This is a genomic window from Maricaulis virginensis (genome assembly GCF_027922185.1).
GTDB lineage: Bacteria > Pseudomonadota > Alphaproteobacteria > Caulobacterales > Maricaulaceae > Maricaulis > Maricaulis virginensis.
In genome coordinates this window covers 63,777-88,453 of record NZ_BSFE01000007.1, presented here as the reverse complement: position 1 = coordinate 88,453, position 24,677 = coordinate 63,777, and the positions used below count along the sequence as shown (strand labels likewise).

The 24,677-nt window shown below is 64.8% G+C and carries 28 protein-coding genes and 1 riboswitch; of the genes, 22 read left to right on the top strand and 6 right to left on the bottom strand.

What is annotated here, in order from left to right:
- Window positions 1-9: 9 nt before the first annotated feature.
- The 9 genes from ctaD to PKE71_RS12605 all read left to right on the top strand — a co-directional run bounded on the left by ctaD (window position 10) and on the right by PKE71_RS12605 (window position 7,225).
- Window positions 10-1,626: a cytochrome c oxidase subunit I gene (gene ctaD, locus PKE71_RS12645; RefSeq protein ID WP_271187347.1), complete on the top strand. Its 1,617-nt coding sequence runs from the start codon at window positions 10-12 to the stop codon at window positions 1,624-1,626.
- Window positions 1,627-1,643: 17 nt separating this feature from the next.
- Complete coding sequence (locus tag PKE71_RS12640; protein ID WP_373878818.1) at window positions 1,644-2,627, top strand: heme o synthase; 984 nt, start codon at window positions 1,644-1,646, stop codon at window positions 2,625-2,627.
- The gene (locus PKE71_RS12635) at window positions 2,624-2,827 is read left to right on the top strand and encodes a protoheme IX farnesyltransferase (RefSeq protein ID WP_271187345.1); all 204 of its coding nucleotides are present in this window, start codon (window positions 2,624-2,626) and stop codon (window positions 2,825-2,827) included. Before PKE71_RS12640 ends, PKE71_RS12635 begins: the two co-directional genes overlap by 4 nt.
- On the top strand, window positions 2,824-3,387 hold the full coding sequence (locus tag PKE71_RS12630) for a cytochrome c oxidase assembly protein (RefSeq protein ID WP_271187344.1): 564 nt from the start codon (window positions 2,824-2,826) through the stop codon (window positions 3,385-3,387). Before PKE71_RS12635 ends, PKE71_RS12630 begins: the two co-directional genes overlap by 4 nt.
- 73 nt (window positions 3,388-3,460) lie before the next feature.
- The gene (locus PKE71_RS12625) at window positions 3,461-4,342 is read left to right on the top strand and encodes a cytochrome c oxidase subunit 3 (protein WP_271187343.1); all 882 of its coding nucleotides are present in this window, start codon (window positions 3,461-3,463) and stop codon (window positions 4,340-4,342) included.
- Window positions 4,343-4,421: 79 nt separating this feature from the next.
- The gene (locus PKE71_RS12620) at window positions 4,422-4,715 is read left to right on the top strand and encodes a DUF983 domain-containing protein (RefSeq protein WP_271187342.1); all 294 of its coding nucleotides are present in this window, start codon (window positions 4,422-4,424) and stop codon (window positions 4,713-4,715) included.
- Between the two features lie 55 nt (window positions 4,716-4,770).
- Window positions 4,771-5,442 carry an SURF1 family protein gene (locus tag PKE71_RS12615; RefSeq protein ID WP_271187341.1) on the top strand — a complete coding sequence of 224 codons (672 nt, stop codon included), beginning with the start codon at window positions 4,771-4,773 and terminating at the stop codon, window positions 5,440-5,442.
- Between the two features lie 71 nt (window positions 5,443-5,513).
- Entirely contained in the window at window positions 5,514-6,092 is a 579-nt protein-coding gene (locus tag PKE71_RS12610) for a GNAT family N-acetyltransferase (RefSeq protein WP_271187340.1), read from the top strand.
- A complete protein-coding gene (locus tag PKE71_RS12605) occupies window positions 6,089-7,225 on the top strand; it encodes an EAL domain-containing protein (protein ID WP_271187339.1) in 1,137 nt (378 codons plus the stop codon). The genes PKE71_RS12610 and PKE71_RS12605 overlap by 4 nt, the downstream gene beginning before the upstream one ends.
- On the opposite strand, the gene PKE71_RS12600 is transcribed toward PKE71_RS12605, so the two are convergent.
- From PKE71_RS12600 to PKE71_RS12590, 3 genes are read right to left on the bottom strand one after another with little or no spacing between them, the layout of a single operon-like run.
- The gene (locus PKE71_RS12600; RefSeq protein WP_271187338.1) at window positions 7,222-7,971 is read right to left on the bottom strand and encodes a sulfite exporter TauE/SafE family protein; all 750 of its coding nucleotides are present in this window, start codon (window positions 7,969-7,971) and stop codon (window positions 7,222-7,224) included. The two genes, PKE71_RS12605 and PKE71_RS12600, sit on opposite strands and share 4 nt — an antisense overlap.
- 12 nt (window positions 7,972-7,983) lie before the next feature.
- Window positions 7,984-8,409 carry a PaaI family thioesterase gene (locus PKE71_RS12595; protein WP_271187337.1) on the bottom strand — a complete coding sequence of 142 codons (426 nt, stop codon included), beginning with the start codon at window positions 8,407-8,409 and terminating at the stop codon, window positions 7,984-7,986.
- Between the two features lie 35 nt (window positions 8,410-8,444).
- On the bottom strand, window positions 8,445-9,032 hold the full coding sequence (locus tag PKE71_RS12590) for a YqgE/AlgH family protein (protein ID WP_271187336.1): 588 nt from the start codon (window positions 9,030-9,032) through the stop codon (window positions 8,445-8,447).
- Between the two features lie 98 nt (window positions 9,033-9,130).
- Here PKE71_RS12590 and PKE71_RS12585 point away from each other — a divergent pair, with 98 nt between their 5' ends.
- From PKE71_RS12585 to PKE71_RS12565, 5 genes are all read left to right on the top strand, one after another.
- Window positions 9,131-9,613: a peroxiredoxin gene (locus tag PKE71_RS12585; RefSeq protein WP_271187335.1), complete on the top strand. Its 483-nt coding sequence runs from the start codon at window positions 9,131-9,133 to the stop codon at window positions 9,611-9,613.
- 75 nt (window positions 9,614-9,688) lie between these two features.
- A complete protein-coding gene (locus PKE71_RS12580) occupies window positions 9,689-10,633 on the top strand; it encodes an SPFH domain-containing protein (RefSeq protein ID WP_271187334.1) in 945 nt (314 codons plus the stop codon).
- Window positions 10,634-10,660: 27 nt separating this feature from the next.
- A complete protein-coding gene (locus PKE71_RS12575) occupies window positions 10,661-11,155 on the top strand; it encodes an NfeD family protein (RefSeq protein WP_271187333.1) in 495 nt (164 codons plus the stop codon).
- Between the two features lie 104 nt (window positions 11,156-11,259).
- Window positions 11,260-11,607, top strand: a complete 348-nt coding sequence (locus tag PKE71_RS12570; protein WP_271187332.1) for an energy transducer TonB — start codon at window positions 11,260-11,262, stop codon at window positions 11,605-11,607.
- 220 nt (window positions 11,608-11,827) lie between these two features.
- Window positions 11,828-14,785, top strand: coding sequence for a PAS domain-containing protein (locus tag PKE71_RS12565; protein ID WP_271187331.1), 2,958 nt, complete (start codon window positions 11,828-11,830; stop codon window positions 14,783-14,785).
- Here PKE71_RS12565 and rnhA read toward each other — a convergent pair.
- From rnhA to ispH, 3 genes are read right to left on the bottom strand one after another with little or no spacing between them, the layout of a single operon-like run.
- Window positions 14,782-15,219 carry a ribonuclease HI gene (gene rnhA, locus PKE71_RS12560; protein ID WP_271187330.1) on the bottom strand — a complete coding sequence of 146 codons (438 nt, stop codon included), beginning with the start codon at window positions 15,217-15,219 and terminating at the stop codon, window positions 14,782-14,784. The genes PKE71_RS12565 and rnhA overlap by 4 nt on opposite strands.
- Window positions 15,216-15,635, bottom strand: a complete 420-nt coding sequence (locus PKE71_RS12555) for a DUF1801 domain-containing protein (protein WP_271187329.1) — start codon at window positions 15,633-15,635, stop codon at window positions 15,216-15,218. Before PKE71_RS12555 ends, rnhA begins: the two co-directional genes overlap by 4 nt.
- Window positions 15,636-15,646: 11 nt before the next feature.
- Window positions 15,647-16,594, bottom strand: coding sequence for a 4-hydroxy-3-methylbut-2-enyl diphosphate reductase (gene ispH / locus PKE71_RS12550; protein WP_271187328.1), 948 nt, complete (start codon window positions 16,592-16,594; stop codon window positions 15,647-15,649).
- Between the two features lie 122 nt (window positions 16,595-16,716).
- Between ispH and PKE71_RS12545 the strand changes: the two genes are divergently transcribed.
- The 8 genes from PKE71_RS12545 (at window position 16,717) to gcvPB (ending at window position 24,565) form a co-directional block, all read left to right on the top strand.
- Window positions 16,717-17,310, top strand: coding sequence for a hypothetical protein (locus PKE71_RS12545; RefSeq protein WP_271187327.1), 594 nt, complete (start codon window positions 16,717-16,719; stop codon window positions 17,308-17,310).
- Between the two features lie 4 nt (window positions 17,311-17,314).
- The gene (gene argS, locus PKE71_RS12540; protein WP_271187326.1) at window positions 17,315-19,081 is read left to right on the top strand and encodes an arginine--tRNA ligase; all 1,767 of its coding nucleotides are present in this window, start codon (window positions 17,315-17,317) and stop codon (window positions 19,079-19,081) included.
- Window positions 19,082-19,152: 71 nt separating this feature from the next.
- The gene (locus tag PKE71_RS12535) at window positions 19,153-19,542 is read left to right on the top strand and encodes a hypothetical protein (protein ID WP_271187325.1); all 390 of its coding nucleotides are present in this window, start codon (window positions 19,153-19,155) and stop codon (window positions 19,540-19,542) included.
- An 85-nt stretch (window positions 19,543-19,627) separates the two neighbouring features.
- A riboswitch (glycine riboswitch) is annotated at window positions 19,628-19,718 on the top strand.
- A gap of 175 nt (window positions 19,719-19,893) precedes the next feature.
- Window positions 19,894-20,991: a glycine cleavage system aminomethyltransferase GcvT gene (gene gcvT / locus PKE71_RS12530; RefSeq protein WP_271187324.1), complete on the top strand. Its 1,098-nt coding sequence runs from the start codon at window positions 19,894-19,896 to the stop codon at window positions 20,989-20,991.
- A gap of 75 nt (window positions 20,992-21,066) precedes the next feature.
- A complete protein-coding gene (gene gcvH / locus PKE71_RS12525; RefSeq protein ID WP_271187323.1) occupies window positions 21,067-21,432 on the top strand; it encodes a glycine cleavage system protein GcvH in 366 nt (121 codons plus the stop codon).
- A 2-nt stretch (window positions 21,433-21,434) separates the two neighbouring features.
- On the top strand, window positions 21,435-21,644 hold the full coding sequence (locus PKE71_RS12520; RefSeq protein WP_271187322.1) for a hypothetical protein: 210 nt from the start codon (window positions 21,435-21,437) through the stop codon (window positions 21,642-21,644).
- Window positions 21,645-21,648: 4 nt separating this feature from the next.
- Window positions 21,649-22,992: an aminomethyl-transferring glycine dehydrogenase subunit GcvPA gene (gene gcvPA, locus PKE71_RS12515; RefSeq protein WP_271187321.1), complete on the top strand. Its 1,344-nt coding sequence runs from the start codon at window positions 21,649-21,651 to the stop codon at window positions 22,990-22,992.
- Window position 22,993: 1 nt separating this feature from the next.
- A complete protein-coding gene (gene gcvPB / locus PKE71_RS12510; RefSeq protein ID WP_271187320.1) occupies window positions 22,994-24,565 on the top strand; it encodes an aminomethyl-transferring glycine dehydrogenase subunit GcvPB in 1,572 nt (523 codons plus the stop codon).
- Window positions 24,566-24,677 lie beyond the last annotated feature (112 nt).

Here is a 24,677-nt window from a genome sequence, read left to right as displayed (position 1 = left end):
GGCTGAACCATGTCTGCTGACGCCGCTACGCACGACGATCACACCCCGAGCATGTGGGACTGGCGCCGCTGGGTGCTGTCGACCAACCACAAGGACATCGGCACGATGTACCTGGTCTTCGCGATTTTCGCGGGGATCATCGGCGGTGCCCTGTCCGGCCTGATGCGCTGGGAGCTTATGGAGCCGGGCCTGCAGGTCTTCAACAACGGCTTCTGGGGCAACGAGCACAATTACAACGTCGCCACGACGATGCACGGCCTGATCATGATCTTCTTCATGGTCATGCCGGCCATGATCGGCGGTTTCGGCAACTGGTTCGTGCCGCTGATGATCGGCGCGCCGGATATGGCCTTCCCGCGGATGAACAACATCTCGTTCTGGCTGCTGCCCTTTGCCTTCGCGCTGGCGGTGATGTCGATGTTCGTGCCGGGTGCGGGTGGCGATCACGGCTTCGGCGGTGGCTGGGTGCTCTACCCGCCGCTCTCGACCTCGGGCCATAACGGTCCGGCGATGGACCTCCTGATCCTGTCCCTGCACATCGCGGGTGTCAGCTCGATCCTGGGCGCCATCAACTTCATCACCACCATTTTCAACATGCGCGCGCCGGGCATGACGATCCACAAGATGCCGCTCTTCGTATGGTCGGTGCTGGTGACGGTCTTCCTGCTGCTGCTGTCGCTGCCGGTCCTGGCCGGCGCCCTGACCATGCTGCTGACGGACCGCAATTTCGGCACGACCTTCTTCGATCCGATGGGCGGTGGCGATCCGGTGATGTACCAGCACCTGTTCTGGTTCTTCGGTCACCCGGAAGTCTATATCCTGATCCTGCCCGGCTTCGGCATCATCTCGCACATCGTGTCGACCTTCTCGCGCAAGCCGATCTTCGGCTATCTCGGGATGGCCTACGCCATGGTGGCGATCGGTTTCATCGGCTTCATCGTGTGGGCGCACCACATGTACACGGTCGGCATGCCGGTTGATCTGAAGGCCTACTTCATTGCGGCCACGATGGTGATCGCGGTGCCCACGGGCATCAAGATCTTCTCCTGGATCGCGACGATGTGGGGCGGCTCGATCGAATTCCGCACGCCGATGATGTGGGCGATCGGTTTCATCTTCCTGTTCACCGTGGGTGGTGTGACGGGCGTCGTTCTGGCCAATGCCGGCGTCGACCAGTCCCTGCATGACACCTACTATGTCGTGGCGCACTTCCACTACGTGCTGTCTCTGGGTGCCGTGTTCGCGATCTTCGCTGGCTGGTACTACTGGTTCGAGAAAATCTTCGGTGTGAAGTACAACTCGATCCTGGCGCGTCTGCAGTTCGCCTTCTTCTTCATCGGCGCGAACGTGATCTTCTTCCCGCAGCACTTCCTGGGGCTGCAGGGCATGCCGCGCCGCTATGTCGACTATGCCGACGGGTTCGCCCTGTGGAACTACGTGTCCACGGTGGGCTACCTGATCATGCTGGTGGGTATGGTTCTGTTCTTCCTGGTGCTCATCGACGCGATGGTGCGCCGCCGGAAGGCCGACGCCAATCCGTGGGGCGAAGGCGCCACGACGCTGGAGTGGACCCTGTCCTCTCCGCCGCCCTTCCACCAGTTCAACGAGCTGCCGAAGATCAAGTAGGTGGCCCCTTGGACACGCTGACCCAAACCGGCGTTACGCGCGCAGAGGGCGGGGCTGTTTCGACAGCCTCGCCCCGCGACTTTTTCGACCTGATGAAACCGCGGGTGATGACGCTGGTCGTCTTCACCGCCTTCTCCGGTCTGGTCGCGGCCCCGGCCGACATGGACCCGTTCCTGGCTTTCATGTCGATCCTGTGCGTGGCCATGGGCGCCGGTGCGGCCGGTGCGCTCAACATGGCTTATGACGCGGATATCGACGCCACGATGAAGCGCACCCGCAAGCGGCCCGTGCCGCGTGGCGCGGTGTCGGTGTCGAATGCCTACGGTTTCGGCGTGGTGGCGGCCGTGCTGTCGGTCCTGCTGATGGCGCTGTCGAGCAATTATCTCGCTGCGGGTCTGCTGGCCTTCTCCATCTTCTTCTATTCGGTCATCTACACGATGATCCTGAAGCGTTCGACGCCGCAGAATATCGTCATCGGCGGGGCCGCCGGCGCTTTCCCGCCCATGATCGGCTGGGTTGCAGCCACGGGCGAAGTTTCGCTCGATGCGGTTGTCCTCTTCATGATCATTTTCCTGTGGACGCCGCCGCATTCCTGGGCGCTGGCGCTCTACAAGTCCGGCGACTATGCCGCGGCCGGCGTGCCGATGATGCCGGTGGCCAAGGGCCCCAAATCGACCCGGCTGCAGATCCTGCTCTATTCGATCGTCATGGTCGTGTTCGCCGGTGCGCCCGTCCTCACGGGGCTGGGCGGTCTGGCCTATGCCGCGACCTCGCTGGGCGGCGGAGCGCTGTTCATGCTGCTGGCCTGGCGCGTTTTCGCATCTCGGGCCGGTGAGGCCGGTTCGGCCGAAGAGGGCGAGCTTTACGCCGTCCGCGCCGGTGACAAGGCCGCACGCGATCTCTTCGCCTATTCGATCGGCTATCTGGCCGCGCTGTTTGCCGCCCTCATTGCCGAACACGGGCTGGGCGCCTATTTCGCTGTTCCGGGAGTGACGGGATGAGCGATCGCGACGACAATTTCGGTTTCCATCATCGTGAAGGCCAGGCCACGGGCGAGCATGTCCGTCTGACGCCGGAACAGGAAAAGGCTCGCAAGCGCCGCAATGTCTACATTGCCTGGGGGCTGGTTGCCTTCATGGTCGCGGTCTTCCTGATCACGGTTGTGCGCCTGAGCCAGAATATTGCGGGAGCGGCCGGATGAAGCGTCTTTGGCAAAATGCGAACACGCGCGTCGCGCTGATGGCCGGCACCACGGCGGTGGCAATGGTCGGCGCGGCCTTTGCGGCCGTCCCGCTCTACAACCTGTTCTGCAAGGTCACCGGTTATGGCGGCACCACAACGGTCGCCATGGGCGAGGCCGGTGCAATCCTCGATCGTGAAGTGACCGTGCTGTTCGACGCCAATATCAGCCGCGACCTGCCCTGGGAATTCCATCCCGTGCAGCGATCGATGACGGTGCGGATCGGCGAGACGGCCCTGGCCTATTACACGGCCACCAACACGTCCGACCACCCGATCACCGGTGTGGCGACCTACAATGTCGCGCCCTTCAAGGCGGCGTCCTATTTCTCGAAGCTGGAATGTTTCTGCTTCACCGAACAGACCCTGGAACCGGGTGAAAGCGTCGAAATGCCGGTGCTGTTCTTTGTCGATCCGCTGCTCGACGAGGAACGCCGGCTGGACGACATCTCGACACTCACCCTGTCCTACACGTTTTTTGAAACCGAGGGGGATGCGGCCTCGTCCGACGCCGCGCCTTAGCATTGAACCTTGACGCCCCGCCCTGTAATCAGGGCGCATCAAGGGGCTGATTTGAAATCGCAGGAGATTCGCGATGGCTGGGCATGCCGCAAAGCACGACTATCACCTGGTTGATCCGAGCCCGTGGCCGTTTGTGGGCTCGCTCGGTGCCTTCCTGCTGGCCGTGGGTGCGGTCGGCAATATGAAGGGCCTGGTCGGCGCGGATCACCCGCTGGCCTTCATGTATGGCGACGGCGCCTTCGGCGGCCTGCTGCTCGGCTTCGCAGTTGTGATCTATACGATGATCGGCTGGTGGGGCGACGTGATCAAGGAATCGCGCCGCGGTGACCATACGCCGGTCGTCGACCTGCACCTGCGCTACGGCATGATCATGTTCATCGCCTCCGAAGTGATGTTCTTCGTCGCGTGGTTCTGGATCTTCTTCGAATACGCCATCTTCCATGAAGTGCGTGCCGGCTGGGACGGCGCAACGCTGGCCGCCGACTTCCAGGGCCTGGGCACCTGGCCGCCTGTCGGTGTGGAAACCTTCAATCCGTGGCACATCCCGCTGATGAACACGCTGATCCTGCTGCTCTCGGGCACCACGGTTACCTGGGCGCACCACGCCCTCCAGCATGGCGATCGCAAGGGTGCCACGCTGGGCCTGATCTTCACGGTCATTCTCGGTGTGTGCTTCACCTCGCTGCAGGTGGTCGAATACATGGAAGCGCACTTCGCCTTCTCGATCGCCGATGGCGGCAATCTCTACGGTTCGGCCTTCTTCATGGCGACGGGCTTCCACGGCGCGCACGTGGTCATCGGGACGATCTTCCTGGCGGTCTGCCTGTTCCGTCTGCTGGCCGGCCAGTTCACGCCGGAGAAGCATTTCGGTCTCGAAGCCGCTGCCTGGTACTGGCACTTCGTCGACGTGGTCTGGCTCTTCCTGTTCGCCTTCGTCTACGTAACATTCGGCTAGGAGCCGGACCGTCATGACCAAACCCTCCCCGTTCCAGGCCGGCGTCTCAGGGCACTGTCCGAAATGCGGGGAGGGGGCCATGTTCGACGGCCTCCTGAAGATCGCGCCGCGCTGCGATGTGTGCGGTGCGGACTTCGACAAGGCGGATGTGGGCGACGGGGCATCGGTGTTCGTGATGTTCATCGTCGGCTTTCTCGCCGTCATTCTCTACCTGCTGGTCGAGGTCGCCTTCTCGCCGCCCTGGTGGGTGCACCTGATCTTCCAGATCCCCTTCATCCCCGTCGTCTCGATCCTGCTGCTCCGGCCGATCAAGGGGCTGCTCTTCGCGCTGCAGTTCGAACACGACGCGCAGGAAGCCCGGCTCGACGACTAGACGGGCTGCCTTCCGGCCGCAGACATTCAAGCTTCCCGGAGGGACCGGGCATCCCATGCCGCACTTCCGACCGCTTCCGCTCCTCACCCTGTTCAGCCTGCCGGCGCTCGCCCTGCTGCTCACCCTTGGCACCTGGCAGATGCAGCGCATGTCCTGGAAGGCCGACCGGATCGATGCCTTCGAGGGACGTGGCGAGGTGGCAAGCTTCCAGGCCGCATTGTGCAACGGTTTCGAGGGCGATTTCGGACCCAGCGTCACCGGTCCCGCGCCGCTGACGGGGGAAACCCTTAGGGTCTACACGCTGCGCGACGCGCCGGGCTGGGCCCGCGTCGGCCTGATGGCCGTGCCGGCTTGCCAGGCCGGAGAGCCGGACCGGCTGGTCTTCGTGGAAACCGGGTTTGAAACCCTGATGCACGGCGATCGCACGCCGGTCTCGCAATGGCGTATCGAACCCCTGCCGGCGGCAGGCGTTTTCAGCGGACGCAACGATCCGGATACCAATCAGTGGTATCGTTTCGATGTTGACGCCATGGCTGCGGCGCTGGGCGCCGATCCGGCGCGCATTGCCCCGGTGTGGGCGCGGGCCGATCTCGGCCTGCCGCAGAGCCTCGCCCAGACCCCGCCTTCGCGGCATCTGGGCTATGCGCTGACCTGGTACGGGCTGGCACTCGCGCTGGTCGGTGTCTACGCAGCTTTCCACGTCGCGCGTGGCCGGCTGCGTCTTTGATGCGGCGCACGCCGGTCGAATGATGTAGAGAGAAGGCGGACAACAAGCCGCCCGGACGGGAGAATGGACTGGTGGCAGTTTGGCGCGAAACCCCGTGGGACGACCCGCTGATCGGCGAAGGCATCCGGCTGCGCATGCCGCAGCTGGAGGATTACGAGGCCTGGGCTCGCCTGCGCAGCGCCAGCCGCGCGCACACCGAGCCGTGGGAACCGGCCTGGACCCAGGACGAGCTGTCCAAGGGCGCCTTCCGCCGCCGTATCGAGCGTTATGACGCGGACCGAAATGCTGGAACCGGCTATCCCTTCTTTGTCATGCGTGCCCGCGACAATGTCCTGCTTGGCGCCTGCAATCTGAACAATGTCCGCCGCGGCGTGCTGCAGAGTGCGGATATCGGCTACTGGATCGGCAGTCCCTATGTGCGCCAGGGCCACACCCGCGCCGCGGTGCGCCGTGTCCTGGCCTTTGCCTTCGACGAGTTGCGCCTGCACCGGATCGAGGCGGCCTGTCAGCCGGCGAACACGGCGTCCCGCACGCTTCTCGAGGCCGTCGGCTTTACCCATGAAGGGCTCGCCCGTGCCTATCTGAATATCGCCGGGGAATGGCGCGACCACGAGCGCTACGCCATTCTCTCGACCGATCCGCGGTCATGACGGGAACCGACTTCGAGGCCGGTGCCCGGGCGGCCGGCGCAGTCGCCTTCGCCTGCGATACGGTTGCGGGCCGGGTGCGTTTCACCGGCGATATCGCCCGCTTTGGCCTGGATGAAGCCGAGCTCGCCTGGGCCGGCTTTCTCGATCGCCTCGGTCCCGCCGACCAGTCGCGCCTGACCGCTGCCCTGGACCGGGACCGGATCGATATCCGCCTGCGACTGATCGGTGACAAGGGACGGCTTGCCTATGTGCGCCTGCTCGGCCGCCGCAATGGCGAGGGGCGGGTCGAGGGCCTGATGACACCCGCCGGCAGCACCGCCGATGGAGCTGGCCGGATCAGCGAGGAACATGCGCTGGCCAACGGCGTCGGGAACGGGGAGGTGCTGGCCTGGTACCAGCCGGTGATCGATCTTTCCACGGGCCGTCTGGCGGGCTTCGAGGCACTGGCGCGCTGGGAGCGGCCGGGGCTGGGCGTGCTGGCGCCGGACGATTTTCTCGACATGGCCCAGGATCTCGATCTGCTCGAGCGCATTTCCGATCAGGTGCGCAGCAGTGCGGTCGCAGACCTGTCGTCCTGGCGCACCGCTCATGTGACATCCGGCGCCCTTTTCGTGGCCGCCAATGCAACAGTTTCCGAACTTGTCGACCCGGTTTTCTGCGACCGTCTGATTGCGACGGTGAAGGAGGCGCAGCTGCCGGACGGGGCCTTCAAGCTGGAGATTGCGGAAACCGAGATCATGCGCGATCCGGAGCAGGCGGCGGGCGCGATGAAGCGTCTGTCCGAGGCAGGGATTGCCCTCGCGCTGGATGATTTCGGCACCGGCTATTCCTCGCTCGCGCGGCTCGACATGCTGCCCTTCGATGTCGTCAAGATCGACCGCTACTTCATCCGCGCCATGAGCGCGGACGAGAGCGCCGGGACGGTGGTGAAGTCGGTGATCCAGCTGGCAAACCATTTCGGCATGAAAGTCGTGGCCGAGGGTGTCGAGAGCACCGAGGCTGCGGATCGGCTGCGCGAGATGGGCTGCCAGTTCGTGCAGGGCTATCGCTATGCCGGCGCCCTCTCGCCGGACGCGGCAGCCGATGCCGTCGCCAACGGTATCGCCGGGCGCTTTGCGGCGCCGGGCGTCTAGGCCAGGGCGCGCAGTGCGAAAATCGCTGTCATCAAGCCGCCGGTCGCGATGATCACCCCGCGCACCACGCTGTCGGGCAGGACCCGCGCCAGCGGCGCGCCGAGATAGCCGCCGGCGGTCGCTGCGGCCATCATCGCCAGCGCCGGTGTCCAGGCGACCAGGCCGGCCAGCGCAAAGGCGGCAACCGAGATCGCCGAGACGATCAGCGAGACGGCGGTCTTCAGCCCGTTCATCGTGTGCAGCCTGGTCATGCCCTGCAGCGCAAACAGCGCCAGCAGCATGATGCCCAGCCCGCCATTGAAATAGCCGCCATAGGCACAGACCAGAAAAAGCTCGGCTGTGCTCGCGATCCGGCCTGTAGCGGTCGTGCCCGCGAGACGGGCGCGCAAGGCGTCGCCAAAGGCAAAAGAGAGGGTGGCGACAAGCATCAGCGCGGGGATGATTTGGGTGAAGGCCGTGTCGGGTGTGAGCAGCAGGAGCCCGGCTCCCGCAAGGCCTCCGGCCAGCGCCGTGCCGGCCTGATGCAGCAATTGCGCGCGGGGCAGAGTGCCGAGTTCGCGGCGATAGCCGGCCATGCCGCCGGCATAGCCCGGCAGGACGGCGACCGCGCTGGTCGCATTGGCAGCGACGGGCGGCATGCCGGTCAGCACCAGTGCGGGGAAGGTGAGGAAAGTGCCGCCGCCGGCCAGCGTGTTCAGCACGCCGGCGGCGAAAGCAGCGGCGATGAGGATCAGGAGATCGGGCACGGCGCCGGCGGCCTAGCGTTCGCGCAGCCGCTTGATCGTGCCGGAGAAGTTCAGGCAGGGCTTGCCCTCGGCGGTGATCACCCCGCGCACGAAGATCAGCGAGCCGCCGGCCCGCAACACCTCGCCGCGCGCTTCCATGTAGTCGCCCTCGCGCGCACTGCCGAGAAACTCGGAGGTAAAGGCGACCGTGACGCCATAGCCGGACGGTCCCATCTCCTCATGCGCAATGCCGAACAGGGCGAAGTCGGCGAAGCTCATCAGGCAGCCGCCATGAATGATGCCCATGCCGTTCAGCTGCTTCTTCTGCACCCGGAAGGCACAGACCGCCTCGCCGTCGACATGGCGATAGAAAAAGGGACCGGCGGCTTGTTCGAAAGGATCGGTCGGCCAGTAGTGCCAGCCGGCGAATTCGCCGCTTTCAAAGGTGTGCGCATTCATGAGTGGGTCTTTTCGTTGCGGGGAGGTCGTTCGGCTCAGGCGTGGCCGGAGATCATGGACAGGTGTTCGGGCGTTACGCCGATCAGGTCAAGAGCGGCCTCCCACTTGCCGGCATCCTCGGTGTCGAAGATCAGCCCCTCGTCCGGATCGGTGACCAGCCAGGCGTTGGCGGCCAGCTCGTTCTCCAGCTGGCCGGCGCCCCAGCCGGCATAACCCAGCGCCATCAGGCTGCGCCGTGGCGGGTGGTCCGATGCGATGGCTTCCAGCACGTCACGGGTGGCGGTGAGCAGGATGCCGTCGCAGACGGGCAGGGTGGACTCCTCGGCGTGGAAGTCGGTCGAGTGCAGGACAAAGCCGCGATCCCGGTCGACCGGACCGCCCAGCAGGACCGGCCGGTCGGGCGCGCCCTTGCCGCCCGCGATATCGAGCTGCTGGAACAGTTCCGGCATGCGCAGGCCTTCGACGGGCTTGTTGATGACAATCCCCATCGCGTGATCGGCGGCATGGTCGCACATCAGGATCACGGCGCGGTCGAAGCGCGGATCGCCGATGCTCGGCGTGGCGACGAGAAGCTTGCCGTTGAGGAAACTCTCGTCCACATCTGTGTCGGTCGCACGGTCCATGGCCGCCATGTTCGCCGCAAAGAGGGGATGCGTCCAGCCAGGTTCCCGCTATCTTGCCGTGCGTGTTTGCATGAATACTAACTCATAGGAGAACTGACATGACCCTTTCGGTCGGAGATCGCCTTCCCGAAGCCAGCTTCATGACGATGACGGCGGACGGGCCGACGAAGCTGTCGACGGACGATGTGTTCGCGGGCAAGACCGTGGCGCTGTTTGCAGTGCCGGGCGCCTTCACGCCGACCTGCTCGGCCAAGCACCTGCCGGGCTTCGTTGAAAAAGCGTCCGAGATCAAGGCGAAGGGCGTCGATACGATCGCCTGCGTGTCGGTGAACGACGTGTTCGTCATGGACGCCTGGGGCAAGTCCCAGAATGCCGGCGAAGACGTGGTGATGCTGGCCGACGGCAATGGCGAGTTCGCCAAGGCTGCCGGCCTGGAAATGGACGGATCCGGCTTCGGCATGGGCACGCGCTCGCAGCGCTTCTCCATGATCGTGAAGGACGGCGTCGTGTCCGAACTGAACGTCGAGGCACCCGGCGAATTCAGGGTGTCATCCGCTGACCATATTCTCGGTCAGCTCTAGGGATCTGCCCTGGACCGGTCCGGGCGGCATGGCGCCGCCCGGCCGCCGGCAAGACAAACAAGAAAGGGGTTCCGCATGGATTTCGGTCTGATCGGTATTGGCGTTTTCTTCCTTCTGGCACTCTTCATCATCGCTTCGGTGATCAAGACGGTGCCACAGGGGCGGGAATTCACGGTCGAGCGCTTCGGACGCTTTACGCGGACCCTGAAGCCGGGTCTCCACTTCATCGTGCCTTTCATCGACTCCATCGGCTACAAGATGAACATGCGCGAGCGCGTACTGGACGTGCCCAATCAGGATGTGATCACCCGCGACAATGCGACGGTGTCCGTCGATGCTGTCGTCTTCATCCAGGTGCTCGACGCGCCGCGCGCGGCCTATGAGGTCGACAATCTGGAATTCGCCATCATCAATCTGGCCCTGACCAATGTGCGGACCGTGATTGGCGCCATGGACCTGGACGAGACCCTGTCCAAGCGCGACGAGATCAATGCGCGCCTCTTGGGCGTGATCGATGCTGCCACCAATCCCTGGGGCGTGAAGGTCACCCGGATCGAGATTCGCGACCTGTCGCCGCCCGTCGACATTACCGAGGCCATGGCGCGCCAGATGAAGGCGGAACGCCTGAAGCGTGCCGAGATCCTCGAGGCGGAAGGCGCCAAGCAGTCCGCCATCCTGCGCGCCGAGGGCGAGAAGGAAGCCGCCATCCGCGAGGCCGAGGGCCGCAAGGAAAGTGCCTTCCTCGACGCCGAGGCCCGCGAGCGCGAAGCCGAGGCCGAAGCCAAGGCAACGCAGCTGGTCTCCGACGCCATTGCCAAGGGCGATGTGTCCGCCATCAACTATTTCCTGGGCCAGAAATACGTCGAGGCCTTCGGCAAGCTGGCGACCAGCGAACAGCAGCGCACCGTTATCATTCCCGCCGAATTCTCCAACATCATCGGCACGATTACCGGTGTGGGCGAACTGGGCAAGGCGGCGCACGACGCCATCAGCGAGGCGACCCGCAAGGGTCAGGGCTGAGCAGACAGGCGACAGGAGGTTTTTGTCATGGATATCCTCTTTTCAGTCTTCGACCGCATGAACATGTGGGCCTGGTGGGCGATTGCCGGCGTCATCCTGATCGCCGAGTTGCTCACCGGCACCACCTATCTTCTGTGGCCGGCGGCCGCGGCTTTCCTGACCGGTTTTGTGGCGATGGAAACCTTCGGCGTCAGCTGGCCGATCCAGCTGGGTGTGTTCATCGTGCTGACCCTGCCGCTCCTCTGGGCCGGCGACCGCTGGGTCCGTCCGGCGCTGAAGTCGGGATCGGACAGCGGTCTCAACGACCGGTCCGGCCGGATGGTCGGACAGCGGGTGACCGTGGTCGGGGCCTTTTCAGCGGGGCAGGGACGGGTACGCTATGGCGATACGGAATGGTCGGCGCAGACGGCGGACGGATCCGATCCGGAAACCGGTGCGCACTGGTTCGTGACCGAGGTTCGCGGTGTGATCCTGACGATTGCGCCCGCTGCAGCGGCACCCGACTCGCAGGCCACTGCATAAAGTTTCGGGTTCGATCAAAATTTAGGGATTCCGGAAGCGAGGTGGCAAGACACAGGCCCTAAACCTTCGCTCGCAAACGCACCTAACCTCGCTGAGTGAACGCCATGAACAAGAACATCCTCTCCGCCTGCCTGAGCCTTTCCATGATTGCAGCTCCGGTTGCCCTGGCCGGTGCGGCCTCTGCCGCCGACGCGCCGGAGCGCGAAGCGATCGAGCGTGTTGCCCCGGAGTATCCGCGTGGCGCCGAACGCCGCGGTATCGAAGGCTCTGTCCGCGTGACCTATTCGGTCGCCCCGAGCGGTGAAGTCGTCAATGCCGAGATCGCCGAAGCCACGCCGGCCGGCGTGTTCGACCGCGCCGCCCTGTCGGCCATCGAGGCCTGGCGCTTTGCGCCGGCCGCGGCCCAGACCGACGGTCATTCCTACGAGCTGGAATTCCGCCTGAGCAACTAGCCTCCGTCTTCGGGGGACGGCAAAGCCGGCCTGGGGCCGCGGCATCACTGCCGCGGCCCTTTGTCTTTGTGGCTCGAAGTATTTGTTGCGATGCAGCGAATATTCGTATTCGAACGCAAATGCACAATCGCCGTTTTTAAATCCATCGTAACGCGCAGATCCTAGGCTCGTGGAAAATCGGGCGCGCAATGACAGGCCGCCCGCTTGTCCGGGGGTAGGATTGGCTGACCGTCACAGCACACCAGCACTCGAAAACGCCGATATCGCGACGGCCAATGAAGTCCTCGCCGCGATCGCGCGTGTGCAGAGTGTGTTCATCTCCGGCGAGGGCGCCGAGCGCGAAGCGTTCGACGATCTGCTGGAGACGGTGCTGCGCCTGACCAAGAGCGAGTACGGCTTTATCGGTGAAGTGCTGCAGGACGCCGGCCGCCCCTATCTCAAGACCTGGGCGATCACCGATATCTCCTGGAACGAACAGACCCGCGAGTTTTACGAGACCAACGCGGAAAACGGTCTGGAATTCCGCAATCTCGACACCCTGTTCGGCTACAGCCTGAAGACCGGCGACCGGGTCATCGCCAACACGCCGGTGGAACATGCTGCAGTAGGCGGATTGCCGCCCGGGCATCCGCCGCTCAACGCCTATGCCGGTATTCCGCTTCACTCGCATGGCGAGTTCGTTGCCCTTCTGGGGCTCGCCAACCGGCCGGATGGATATACGGATGCTGCGTTGAAGGATATTTCACCGCTGCTGCAGACCATCGGCGATATCATCTATGCACGCCGCACCTCCAGCGACCGTGACAATGTTCTGCAGCGGCTGGCTGAGTCCGAGCGCCGCTTCAGCCTGGCCATCGCCGGCATGACGGCCGGCATCTGGGAAGTCGATCTCGTCAACGATGAGCTGTTCACCTCGAACCGCCTGCTCGAGATTATCGGCCGCCCGCCCAGTGCCGAGGACCGCGGCACCTATGCCCGTGACGGTCTGGATCTGTTGCTGTCGCGGATTCACCCGGACGACCGGACGCGGGTCCACGAGGCCCTGCAACACGCCTGGACAACCTGTGAGCCGCTGGAGATTGCCTACCGTTTCCAGCACGCGGACGGCCACTACCTGCATCTGCATGTGCGCGGACAGGCCGAGCAGGACATGTCCGGATGCGCGATCCGCATGGCCGGTTCGGCCGAGGACATCACCGAAAAGATGCGCCTCGTCGATGTCGAGGAGCGCACGCGCGCCCGGCTTGCCGCTGTCACCGAGCTGAGCGGGATCGGCAGCTGGGAAGTCGATCTCTTGACCGGTGCAGTGGAGTGGGACGCAACCACCCGCCGGATCCTTGACGTGCCGCCGAACCGCGAGATCACGCGCGAGGATCTCATCTCCTTCATCGCGGAAGAGGCACGCGCGGATGTGCGCACGACGGTCGACGGATTTATCGGCGATCTGGGCAGCTGGGACATGGAAGTCCCGATGGTCACGGCTCGCGGCCGCCGCATCTGGGTGCAGGTGGTCGGCAAGCCGGTGATTGCCGATGGCCGCGCGATCAAGCTGATCGGATCCTATCGTGACGTGACGGAACGGCGCTCACGCGAGGCCGAGATGGCAACCCTGTCGAGCCGTTTGTCCATGGCACTGGAGGCGTCGGCCGTCGGCGTCTGGGAGTTCGGCATCGACAAGCCGTATTTCTGGTGGGACGAGGCCTGCAACCGCATCTTCGGGCGGGAGGGTTTCGACGAGGAAATGACCTTCCAGAAGTGGCGCGAATGCGTGCATCCGGATGATTTCCACCGGGTCATGGCCGTTGTCGATGAGGCGATCGAAAGCGGCGGGCCGGCCATCTTCGAGTACCGCGCCATTCTGCCGGACGACAGCGTCCGCCATGTCCGCGTGAGTGCGTCCATTGTCCGCCGCTATGACGGAAGCCGGGTCATCTCCGGTACCAATTTCGACATCACCGACGATGTGAACACGGCCCGCGAACTGGACCGCCGCCGCAAGGAAGCCGAACAGGCCAATGCGGCCAAGTCGCAATTCCTGGCCAATATGAGCCACGAGATCCGCACACCGCTCAATGGTGTTCTGGGCATGGCGCAATTGCTGAAGATGACGCACCTCGACGGGGTGCAGGCGAACTATGTCGAGACGCTGCAATCCTCCGGCCGGGCATTGCTCAGCCTGATCGAGGACGTGCTGGATATCTCCAAGATCGAGTCAGGGGTGGCTGAAGCGGCCTTCGAGCCGTTCGACCTGCACGACATGGTCGCCGATGCGCTGCGTGTGGTCGAACCGATGGCGCGGGAGAAAGGCCTGGCGGTCGCTTGCGACATGGCGGCCGATGTGCCGGCCATTGTGGGCGGCGATGAGGCGCGGCTGCGCCAGGTGCTGATCAATATCGCCGGCAATGCCGTCAAATTCACCGATACGGGCCATGTCGACGTAAGAATCTACCGAACAGAGGGCGACCGGATCCGGTTCGAAGTCCGTGACAGTGGTCCGGGTATTCCGCAAGACCGGCTGGAGCACGTCTTCGACCGCTTCGCACAGGTCGATGCATCCGTGACGCGCAAGCATGGCGGTTCCGGGCTGGGCCTGACCATCTGCCGGGAGATCGTCCGGCAGGCCGGCGGCGAGATCGGCGTCGACAGCCGTCTGGGCGAGGGCGCCTGTTTTTGGTTCGAACTGCCGCTGCCGCAAATGGCCGCTGTCGAGGACGAGGATTTACGCAGGGAGAATCCGGCGCTGCCGGTGGCGCCGGGCCGGATTCTCGTGGTGGACGATGTCGAGACCAATCGCGTCGTCGCCGCTGCGCTGGTGCGTTCGCTGGGTCACGAGGTGGATACCGCCACCGACGGGCTGGAGGCGATCGAAGCCCTGGCGAACACGCCCTACGATGCGGTGCTGATGGATATCCAGATGCCCGTCATGTCCGGCGAGGACACGATCATCCAGATCCGCAGTTCGGGCGAACGCTGGGCCGATCTGCCGGTCTTTGCCGTCACCGCTGACGCGACGGCCGGCGCGCGCGAGCGCTATCTCGATATCGGCGCGACGGACTATCTGTCCAAGCCGCTCGATCTGGAAAGCGTGCGCCGTGTGCTGGATGCGGCCCTGTCTGCCGAGCGGGAGTCTGCGGAGCCGGACAGCCTTGAGACCGGCGGCCGGGCAGCGTCGGGTTAGCGCGCTTCGGCGAGACCCTCGCGGGCGAGTTCGTCGGCCCGTTCGTTCTCGGCGTGGCCGGCATGGCCCTTGATCCACTGCCAGTCGATATCGTGCTTTTGCGTCAGCGCATCGAGGCGTTGCCAGAGATCGACATTCTTGACCGGCTTCCTGTCAGCGGTCTTCCAGCCGCGCTTTTTCCAGCCATGGATCCACTTGGTGATGCCATCGCGCAGATAGACGCTGTCGGTGACCAGTTTCACCGTCTGGCCGGGGCGTTTGAGCGCTTCGAGCGCCTGGATCGCCGCCATCATTTCCATGCGGTTATTGGTCGTGTCGCGCTCACCGCCCTTGAGTTCCTTGCGGTGGCCGTTCCATTCCAGGATCGCGCCCCAGCCGCCGGGCCCCGGATTGCCGGAGCAGGCGCCGTCGGTGTGGATCACGATCAGGGTCATTCGGGATATTTTTCCGCCATGTCGGCCAGGCCGGCCCGGATCAGCTCTTCGAGCACGTCCAGATCGACATCGGCCAGCTTGTTGATATTGAGGCAGGACTTGCCGGACTTGTGCTTGCCCAGGCGGGCGAGGATGGCGCTGTGATCGGAATAGCCGGGCATGATGTAGACGGCCATGTTCGCCTTGCGCGGCGAGAAGCCGGTGCGCATGAAATCGCCTTCCCGGCCGCTGTCATAGCGATAGTGATACTGCCCGAAGCCGACGATTGCCGGTCCCCACATCTTCGGCTCCCAGCCGGTGATACGGGTCATCATCTCCAGCAGGGTTTCCGCATCGGCGCGGCGCACCGGATGCTCGATCGAGGCGATGAAATCTGAGGGCGAAACGCTGGTCGGCCGGGTCTTGTTCTGGCTCATCGCCGGTGTCCTCAGGCCACCGCACGCGGCAGTTTGAAGACCACGTCTTCCTTGGTCACGCTGACATGCTCGACGGTCACATCATAGCGCTCGCGGAAAGCCTCGATCAGACCCTGGACCAGGTCTTCCGGTGCCGAAGCTCCGGCCGTGATGCCCACGGTGGAGACCTCGCCCAGCGCGTCCCAGTCCACATCGGCAGCGCAGGACACAAGTTCGGCGCGCGGTGCGCCGGCCCGTTTCGCGACCTCGACCAGGCGCACCGAATTGGAGGAGTTGGGCGCGCCGATCACAAAGACCATGTCGCTGCGCGAGGCGACGGCCTTCACCGCGTCCTGGCGGTTGGTGGTGGCGTAGCAGATGTCTTCCTTGTGCGGCGCCTTCATATGCGGGAAGCGCGCCTGCAGAGCCTCGACGATGGCCGAGGTGTCGTCGACCGACAGCGTGGTCTGGGTGACGAAGGCCAGCTTGGCCGGGTCGCGCGGTTCGAAGTGCTGCGCATCCTCGACGGTTTCCACCAGCGTGATGGCGCCGTCGGGCAATTGCCCCATCGTGCCGACGACTTCGGGGTGGCCGGCATGGCCGATCAGCACGATCTCGTCGCCATTGGTGAAGTGGCGCTGGGCTTCGACATGGACCTTGGAGACGAGCGGGCAGGTGGCATCGACATAGATCATCTCGCGCCGCTGCGCTTCCGCCGGCACGCTCTTGGGCACGCCATGGGCGGAAAACACCACCGGCCGGTCATCCGGGCACTGGTCCAGCTCTTCCACGAAGATGGCGCCCATGGCTTCCAGCCGTTCGACGACATGCCGGTTGTGGACGATCTCGTGGCGTACATAGACCGGCGCGCCGAAGCGCTCGAGGGCGCGTTCGACGATCTGGATCGCCCGATCCACACCGGCGCAGAAGCCGCGCGGAGCGGTCAAGAGAAGGGTGAGTGGTGGTCGGGGCGCGCTCATCGGCTCGCAATCTCCTTCAGCGATGCCGTTGCGGAAGCCGCATGTGCATCGTATGACCGTCCTAACAAAGTGCCCGGCCGCTATCCAGTGGCGGGGTCCGTTTCCAGGACAGGTAGTGCACAATGTATTTCACTCGGGCGTTTTCCAGTCACGTGCGGTCCATCGCCGCCCTCGCTGTCACAGCCGGCCTGCTGAGCGGCTGCCAGTCGGTGTCCGATGCCCTCTCGTCGCCGGAACCGAATGCCGGACCGTGCCCGTCGGCCCTGTCGCTTTACGAAGCGCAGCGTCTGGTCGAGCTGGAAGGCGGTGAAGTGGCCTACGAGAATGTCGGCTTTACGGGTGAGATTCTCGCTGTGCGCTCATTGTGCAGCTATTACGGCGAACGTCCGATCCTGGCGAATCTCGAGATCGATATGGGCTTCGGCCGCGGTCCCGCCGCACGCGGTGATGCGCGCACTTATGAGTATTTCGTCGCCATTACCCGCCGTGACTACGACGTGATCCACAAGGAAGTCTTCCCGATCCGTGTCGAGTTCGACGCCGGTGAGGACCGCGTCTACCTGACCGAGGAGATCGACGCGATTTCGATCCCGCGGGCAGACGAGGGCACGTCGGGCGTGAACTTCGAGATCATCGTCGGCTTCGAGCTGACGCCGGAACAGATCGCCTTCAATCGCTCCGGTCAGCGTTTCCGCGTGGCGGCCGGCCAGGACTAGAAACATGCCTTCTATTGCCGAACAGCTCAGCGGTGTGCTGGGCGACGCGTTTGCTTCCCTCGAGCTTCCGCGGGAGCTGGGCCGTGTCACCCCGTCCAAGCAGAACCCGGAACGCTTTCCCTTTCAGTGCAATGGCGCCATGCCGGCGGCCAAGCAGGCGGGCAAGCCGCCGCGCGAGATCGCCCAGGCCGTGCTGGACCGGATTTCCGGTGATGCGCTGATCGAGAAGGCCGAGATCGCCGGACCGGGTTTCATCAACCTCCTGCCGGCAGGCGCGGCGATCAATGCCCGCGCTGCCGAGATCGCGTCGGACGACCGTGCCGGTGCGCCACAAGTGTCCGAGCCGCGCAAGGTTATGATCGATTTCGGCGGGCCGAATGTGGCCAAGCCGATGCATGTCGGCCATCTGCGCTCTTCGGTGCTGGGGGACAGCCTGCAGCGCCTGTTCCGCTTCCGCGGCGACACGGTGATTTCCGACATCCATCTCGGTGACTGGGGTCTGCAGATGGGCCACCTGATCACCGAGCTGGAAGAAGAACAGCCCGATCTTCCCTATTTCGACGCCGCGATCACGGACGGCTATCCGTCCGAACCGCCGGTCGATATCGAGGATCTGGCGCGGCTCTATCCGCAGGCCTCGAAGAAGGCCAAGGAAGACGCTGACCGGCTGGCAAAGTCCCGCCGTGCGACGGCCGAGCTGCAGGCCGGCCGGGCCGGCTATCGCGCCCTGCTGCGTCACTTCATCGACGTTTCCGTTGCGGCGCTGAAGAAGGATTTCGGCGATCTGGGTGTCCAATTCGACCTGTGGAAGGGCGAAAGCGACGTCAATGATCTGATCGACGGGCTGGTGGCCGACTTCAAGGCACGCGGCGTGGCCGAGGAAAGCGAAGGCGCCTGGGTCGTCCGGGTCGCCCGTGACGGCGACAAGAAGGAGCTGGCGCCGCTGATTCTGGTGACGTCGGAAGGCTCCTCCCTCTACGGCACCACCGATCTCGCCACCATACTGGATCGCAAGCAGACCGTTGGCCCCGACCTGACGCTCTATGTCGTCGATCTGGCGCAGTCGGACCATTTCGAACAGGTCTTCCGCGCTGCCGACAAGGCCGGCCTGGCACCGGAAGGGTCGCTGGAACACGTCAAGTTCGGCACGGTCAACGGCACCGACGGCAAGCGTCTGCGTACGCGCGATGGCGGGACGTTCCGCCTGGCCGATCTGATCGCCAGCGCCATCGAACGCGCCGATGAACGCCTCAAGGAGGCCGGTCTCGCCGAAGATGTCGGCGCGGAAGAGCATGACCGGGTGGCGCGCATGGTGGGCCTTGCCGCGATCAAATTCGCCGACCTGCAGAACTATCGCACGACGAACTACGTCTTCGACCTGGATCGTTTCACCAGTTTCGAGGGCAAGACCGGTCCCTATCTGCTCTATGCCGCGGTGCGGGTGAAATCGCTGATGCGCCGGGCGGCCGAGGCGGGCGTCGAGCCGGGGCCGATTTCGGCCGAGGCGGCCGAGGAGCGCGATCTCGTTCTGGCGCTGGACGCTTTCGGCGCGGCGCTGGAGCAGGCGTGCGAGAACCGGGCGCCGAACGCGATCTGCGACCACGCCTTCACGCTGGCCCAGGCCTTCTCGAAATTCTATTCGGCCTGCCCGATCCTGTCCGCCGGGACGGATGCGGTGAAGCGTTCGCGGCTGGCGCTGGCCGAAGCGACGCTGAAGCAGCTGGAGCTGTGCCTCGGTCTGCTCGGTCTGGAAGCGCCGGAACGGATGTAGCGCTCTCCCCCGAACGGGGGAGTTTGCGTGCCGGGCGATCGGGTAGGGTGGCGAAAACCGGGAGTTTCCGCATGATCCTGACCGTCCTTGCCACGTTTCTTGTCGCGTCCGAACCTGCGACCTTCTCCGAAGATCCGGCGGATCATTCTGCCTGGATGCAGCACGCCTGCCGTATCCAGCAGGTCGACCGCAGCGGCGGCCTGCCCGAGGACCACGACGCGTTCTGTTCCTGTCTCGATGGCTATCTGCAGGACAATGCGACACCGCAGGTCTACCGTCTCTTCGCACTGGGTTCCCAGGGCGCTATCCAGGACCGCTCCATGCTGACGGACTGGGAAGCGGCCCGCGATACATCCGCGGCCGAGGCGGCGGCGCTTCCCGCGGAGGAACAGGCTGGTTTGATGGGATTGCTGCAGGGCGGTCTGGGCGCCTGTTTCTCGCCGTGGGAATCGGTGGATTAACGGCGCTGCGACATTGACTCCGGGGCGCGGAATCATAGAGTCCGCTGCAACCGCGAGGCGGGCGCAGTGTGCGCCTTGCGGGACCAAACTCCCCGCGGGAGAGACCGGCAAATAACGCCGGCGCCGAAGGCGCAACCGCCCCGGAAACGCTCAGGCCGAAGGACCGCGGGAGAGATAAACGCTGGAAAGTGGATGGGGCTCGCCTTCATCCCACCGACGGAGCAAGCGACTTCCGCCGTGATCGGACGGCATGAGGAAGGTCGCGGAATCTCTCAGGTTATCGGGACAGCGGGGGCGAAGGCTTGCAGGCACACAGGCTTGCAGGATCGCCCCCATGCAAGGACCCGATCGATGACCGGCACGCTTTTCAAGACACCCCTTCACGCGCTCCATGTCGAGCTGGGCGGCAAGATGGTGCCGTTCGCCGGCTATGACATGCCCGTCCAGTATCCGCTGGGGATCATGGGCGAGCACAAGCACACGCGCGAGAAGGCCGGCCTGTTCGACGTCTCCCATATGGGCCAGGCGCGCTACATCGGCGACGAGGCCGCGCTGGAAGCGCTGCTGACGGCCGACCTGTCGGCGATCAGCGCCGGCGAACAGAAATATGCCCTGCTGCTGAACGAGACCGGCGGGATCCGCGACGATCTGATGGTATCGCGCCCGGACGGGGAGGGGATTTTCCTCGTCGTGAACGCGGCGACCAAGGATAATGATTTCGCGCTCATCGAGAACGCGACGAAGGGCAAGGGCGCGCTGACCCGCATCGAGGACCGCGCGCTTCTGGCGCTGCAGGGCCCCGCGGCGAAGGATGTGATGGAGCGCCTGTGCCCGGACGCCTGCAAGATGGTGTTCATGCAGTGCGGCGTCTTCACGCTGGACGGCGCGCACGTGCTGATCTCCCGGTCCGGCTATACCGGCGAGGACGGGTTCGAGATTTCCATCCCGGAAGGCGATGCCGAACGTATCGCCCGCCTGCTGCTCGAGCAGCCGGAAGTCGAGGCGATCGGTCTGGGCGCGCGCGACTCGCTGCGCCTGGAAGCCGGCCTTTGCCTCTATGGCCATGACATGGACGAGACCCGCACACCGGTCGAAGCCTCGCTGATCTGGGCCCTGTCGAAGACACGGCGCGAGCGCGGGGATTTTCCGGGCGCTGACGTGATCGCGGCGCAGATCGATGCGAAGACCTGCCAGAAGCGGATCGGCCTTACCCTGTCCGGCGCGCCGGCGCGCGAGGGTGCCGAGATCGCGTCCAAGGACGGCAAGGTGATCGGCATTGTCACTTCGGGCGGTTTCGGCCCGACCGTGAACGGTCCGGTCGCCATGGGCTATATCGATCGCGATTTCATGCAGCCCGGTACCGAGGTCGACATCCTCGTGCGCGGCAAGCCGCGGGCCGCGAAAGTGGTGAAGATGCCGTTCGTGACGGCGAATTTCTATCGGGGCTGATGCCGTGGACCGGGCAGACCGGACAGGCAGGCGCCAGGCGTTTTTCAGGCTTTTATTCTGGGGCAGGAGACAATCATGACCACCCGCTATACCGAAGACCATGAGTGGATTTCCCTCAATGGCGATATCGCCACCATCGGCATCACGGCCTATGCCGCCGGCCAGCTGGGCGATGTCGTTTTCGTGGAACTGCCGGATGTCGGCAAATCCCTGAAGAAGGGCGACGAATTTGCTGTCGTCGAATCCGTCAAGGCGGCCTCCGAGGTCTATGCTCCGGTCGATGGCGAGATCGTCGAGATCAATGACGCGCTGGAGAACGAGCCGGCGAAGGTCAATGAAGACCCGGCCGGCGACGGCTGGTTCGTAAAGATCAAGGTGTCCGACACGTCCCAGCTCGACGGGCTGATGGACGAGGCGGCCTACCAGGACCACACGGCCTGATCATGTGGCGCACACTGCTTCGCCCGGTTGTCCTGATCCCGTCCGCGGCTTTCGTCGCGATGATGGTGTTGTTTGCACTGCGGGACAGCCCGGCGCTGTGGTTTGCCCTTCTGATCGGTGGCGGCGCGGCCCTGCCGGCAATCGCCATGTATTTCAGCCGCAATTCGGACGAGGCCGATGCCTCGCCCGGCAACACTTCCAAGCCGGAGTAGCTTGATGCGTTACCTCCCCCATACCGATACCGATCGAAAGGCGATGCTCGAGGCCATCGGCGTCGCTTCCATCGACGATCTGTTCCAGGACGTGCCCGAAGCGGCGCGGCTGGACGGGCTGATCGACCTGCCTACTAAGCAGGGCGAGCTGCAGGTCGAACGGGCGCTCGGCGCCATGGCGTCGAAGAATATCTCGGCAGGACAGGCGCCCTTCTTCGTGGGGGCTGGCGCCTACAAGCACCATATTCCGGCGACCGTGGATCACCTGATCCAGCGCTCCGAATTCCTGACGGCCTATACGCCGTACCAGCCGGAAATCTCCCAGGGCACGCTGCAGACCCTGTTCGAATTCCAGACCCAGGTCGCGCTCCTGACCGGCATGGATGTGGCCAACGCCTCCATGTATGACGGCTCCACGGCCTGTGCCGAGGCGGTGATGATGGCCGCCCGCGTGACGCGCCGGAACAAGGCCGTGATGGCCGGCGGCGTGCACCCGCACTATGTCGAAGCGTCAAAGACGCTGGCGAAATACTCCGACGTGAAGATCTCGGTCACCGATCCGGACGTCGCCGACCTGTCCGCCGTGATGGCGGCCATCGACGACGAGACCGCCTGTGTCGTCGTCCAGACGCCGGATGTGTTCGGCCGCCTGCACGATCTGCGCGCCCTGTCCGAAGCCGCCCACGAAAAGGGCGCGCTGGTGATTGCCGCCTTCACCGAATGCGTCTCGCTGGGGCTGGTGGAAAGCCCGGGCGCGATGGGTGCCGACATCGCGGTGGGCGAGGGCCAGTCGATCGGGGTCGGCCTGAATTTCGGCGGACCCTATGTCGGCCTCTTCGCCTGCAAGGACGATCGCCGCTTCATCCGCCAGATGCCGGGCCGCCTGGCCGGCGAGACCGTCGATGCCGATGGCCGCCGCGGCTATGTGCTGACCCTCTCGACGCGCGAGCAGCATATCCGCCGCGACAAGGCGACCTCGAACATCTGCACCAATTCCGGGCTGTGCTCGCTGGCCTGGACGATCCACATGACCCTGCTGGGCGAGCGCGGCATCACCCGCCTGGCCCGTCTCAATCACGAGATGGCCTGTGCCCTGGCCGACCGCCTCTCGGCGATCGAGGGTGTGGAACTGGTCACCGACACTTTCTTCAACGAATTCACCCTGCGTCTGCCCAGGCCGGCGGCGCAGGTGGTCGACGATCTGGCCAGGATCGGCGTGCTCGGCGGCGTTCCCGCCAGCCGGCTCTATCCCGGCAAGTTCGAGGACCTGCTGATCGTGGCGGCCACGGAAACCAATACGGATGGCGATCTCGTCGCCTTCGAAAAAGCGCTGCGCGGAGTACTGTAAGATGGGTATGAACACGCAAGGCCGTCCCACCCGCATGGCCGAGAACATCCAGACCGGCGGCTATGCCGATACGGTCTCGGGCAGCCGCGGTCTCGACCAGGCCGAACCGCTGATCTTCGAGCGCGGCAATCTGGAGCATTGCGGCGTCGACCTGCCGGAGCCCCGGGGTACCGCATCCCGTCTGGGCGGTCTGGAGCGCCAGGGCCAGATCGGCCTGCCGGGCCTCGCCGAGCCGGAGACCATGCGCCACTATGTGCGCCTGTCGCGGAAGAATTACGCCATCGATCTGGGTCTCTACCCGCTCGGTTCGTGCACGATGAAGCACAATCCGCGGCTCAACGAGAAGATCGCCCGCCTGCCGGGCTTTGCCGATGTGCACCCGCTGCAGCCGGCCTCGACGGTGCAGGGCGCCTATGAGCTGATGGGCGAGCTGGCCCACTGGCTGATGACGCTGACCAACATGCCGGCCGTGGCCCTGTCGCCCAAGGCCGGTGCCCATGGCGAGTTCTGCGGCATGATGGCGATCCGCGCCAAGCTGGATGCCGACGGGCAGACCCATCGCCGCCGCGTGCTGGTGCCGGAAAGTGCCCACGGCACCAATCCGGCAACTGCCGTGCAGTGCGGCTTCGTGTGCGACGAGATCCCCGCCGACAAGACCGGCCGGGTCGACATGGAGGCCTTCAAGGCCAAGCTGGGCGACGATGTCGCGGGCATCATGCTGACCAATCCCAACACGTGCGGCCTGTTCGAGCGGGATATCCGCGAGATCGCCGACCTGATCCACGAGGCGGGCGGCTATTTCTACTGCGACGGGGCGAACTTCAACGCCATTGTCGGCCGGGTGCGCCCGGGCGATCTCGGCGTCGACGCGATGCACATCAATCTGCACAAGACCTTCTCCACGCCGCATGGCGGCGGCGGTCCCGGTTCAGGCCCGACCGTGCTGTCGGACGCGCTCGCGGCTTTCGCGCCGGTGCCCTATGTCGTCAAGGATGGCGAGACCTGGAAGATGGTCGAGCACGCGGCCGAGGCCGAGGGCGAGCCCTTTGGCCGTATGGCGGCCTTCCACGGCCAGATGGGCATGTTCACCCGCGCGCTGACCTACATGATGAGCCATGGCTCGGACGGTCTGAAGCGCGTTGCCGAGGATGCGGTGCTCAACGCCAACTACATCCTCGCCCGGCTGAAGCATGTGATGACGCCGGCCTTCGAGGGCAGCTGCATGCACGAAGCCCTGTTCGACGACCGGTTCCTCAAGGACACCGGCGTCTCCACGCTCGATTTTGCCAAGGCGATGATCGACGAGGGCTATCATCCGATGACCATGTATTTCCCGCTGGTCGTCCACGGTGCCATGCTGATCGAGCCGACCGAGACCGAATCGAAGAGCGGGCTAGACCGCTTCGTCGACGTGCTCGAGGCGCTGGCTATGGCCGCGAAGTCTGGCGAGAGCGAGCGCTTCCTGGCGGCTCCGGTTCACGCCCCGACCAAGCGTCTGGACGAGACCCGTGCGGCCCGCCAGCCGGTGCTGCGCTGGACGCCGGACAGCGGCGCGGCCGCAGCGGCGGAGTAGTCCTGCCCCGTGGCAGAATGTTGCGGCCCTTCCCTGGTGGAGGCCCGGCACTGAAAAAACACCGGCGCCCCCGCTGACATCCGGCGGGGGCGTTACTATTTTATGCCTGCAG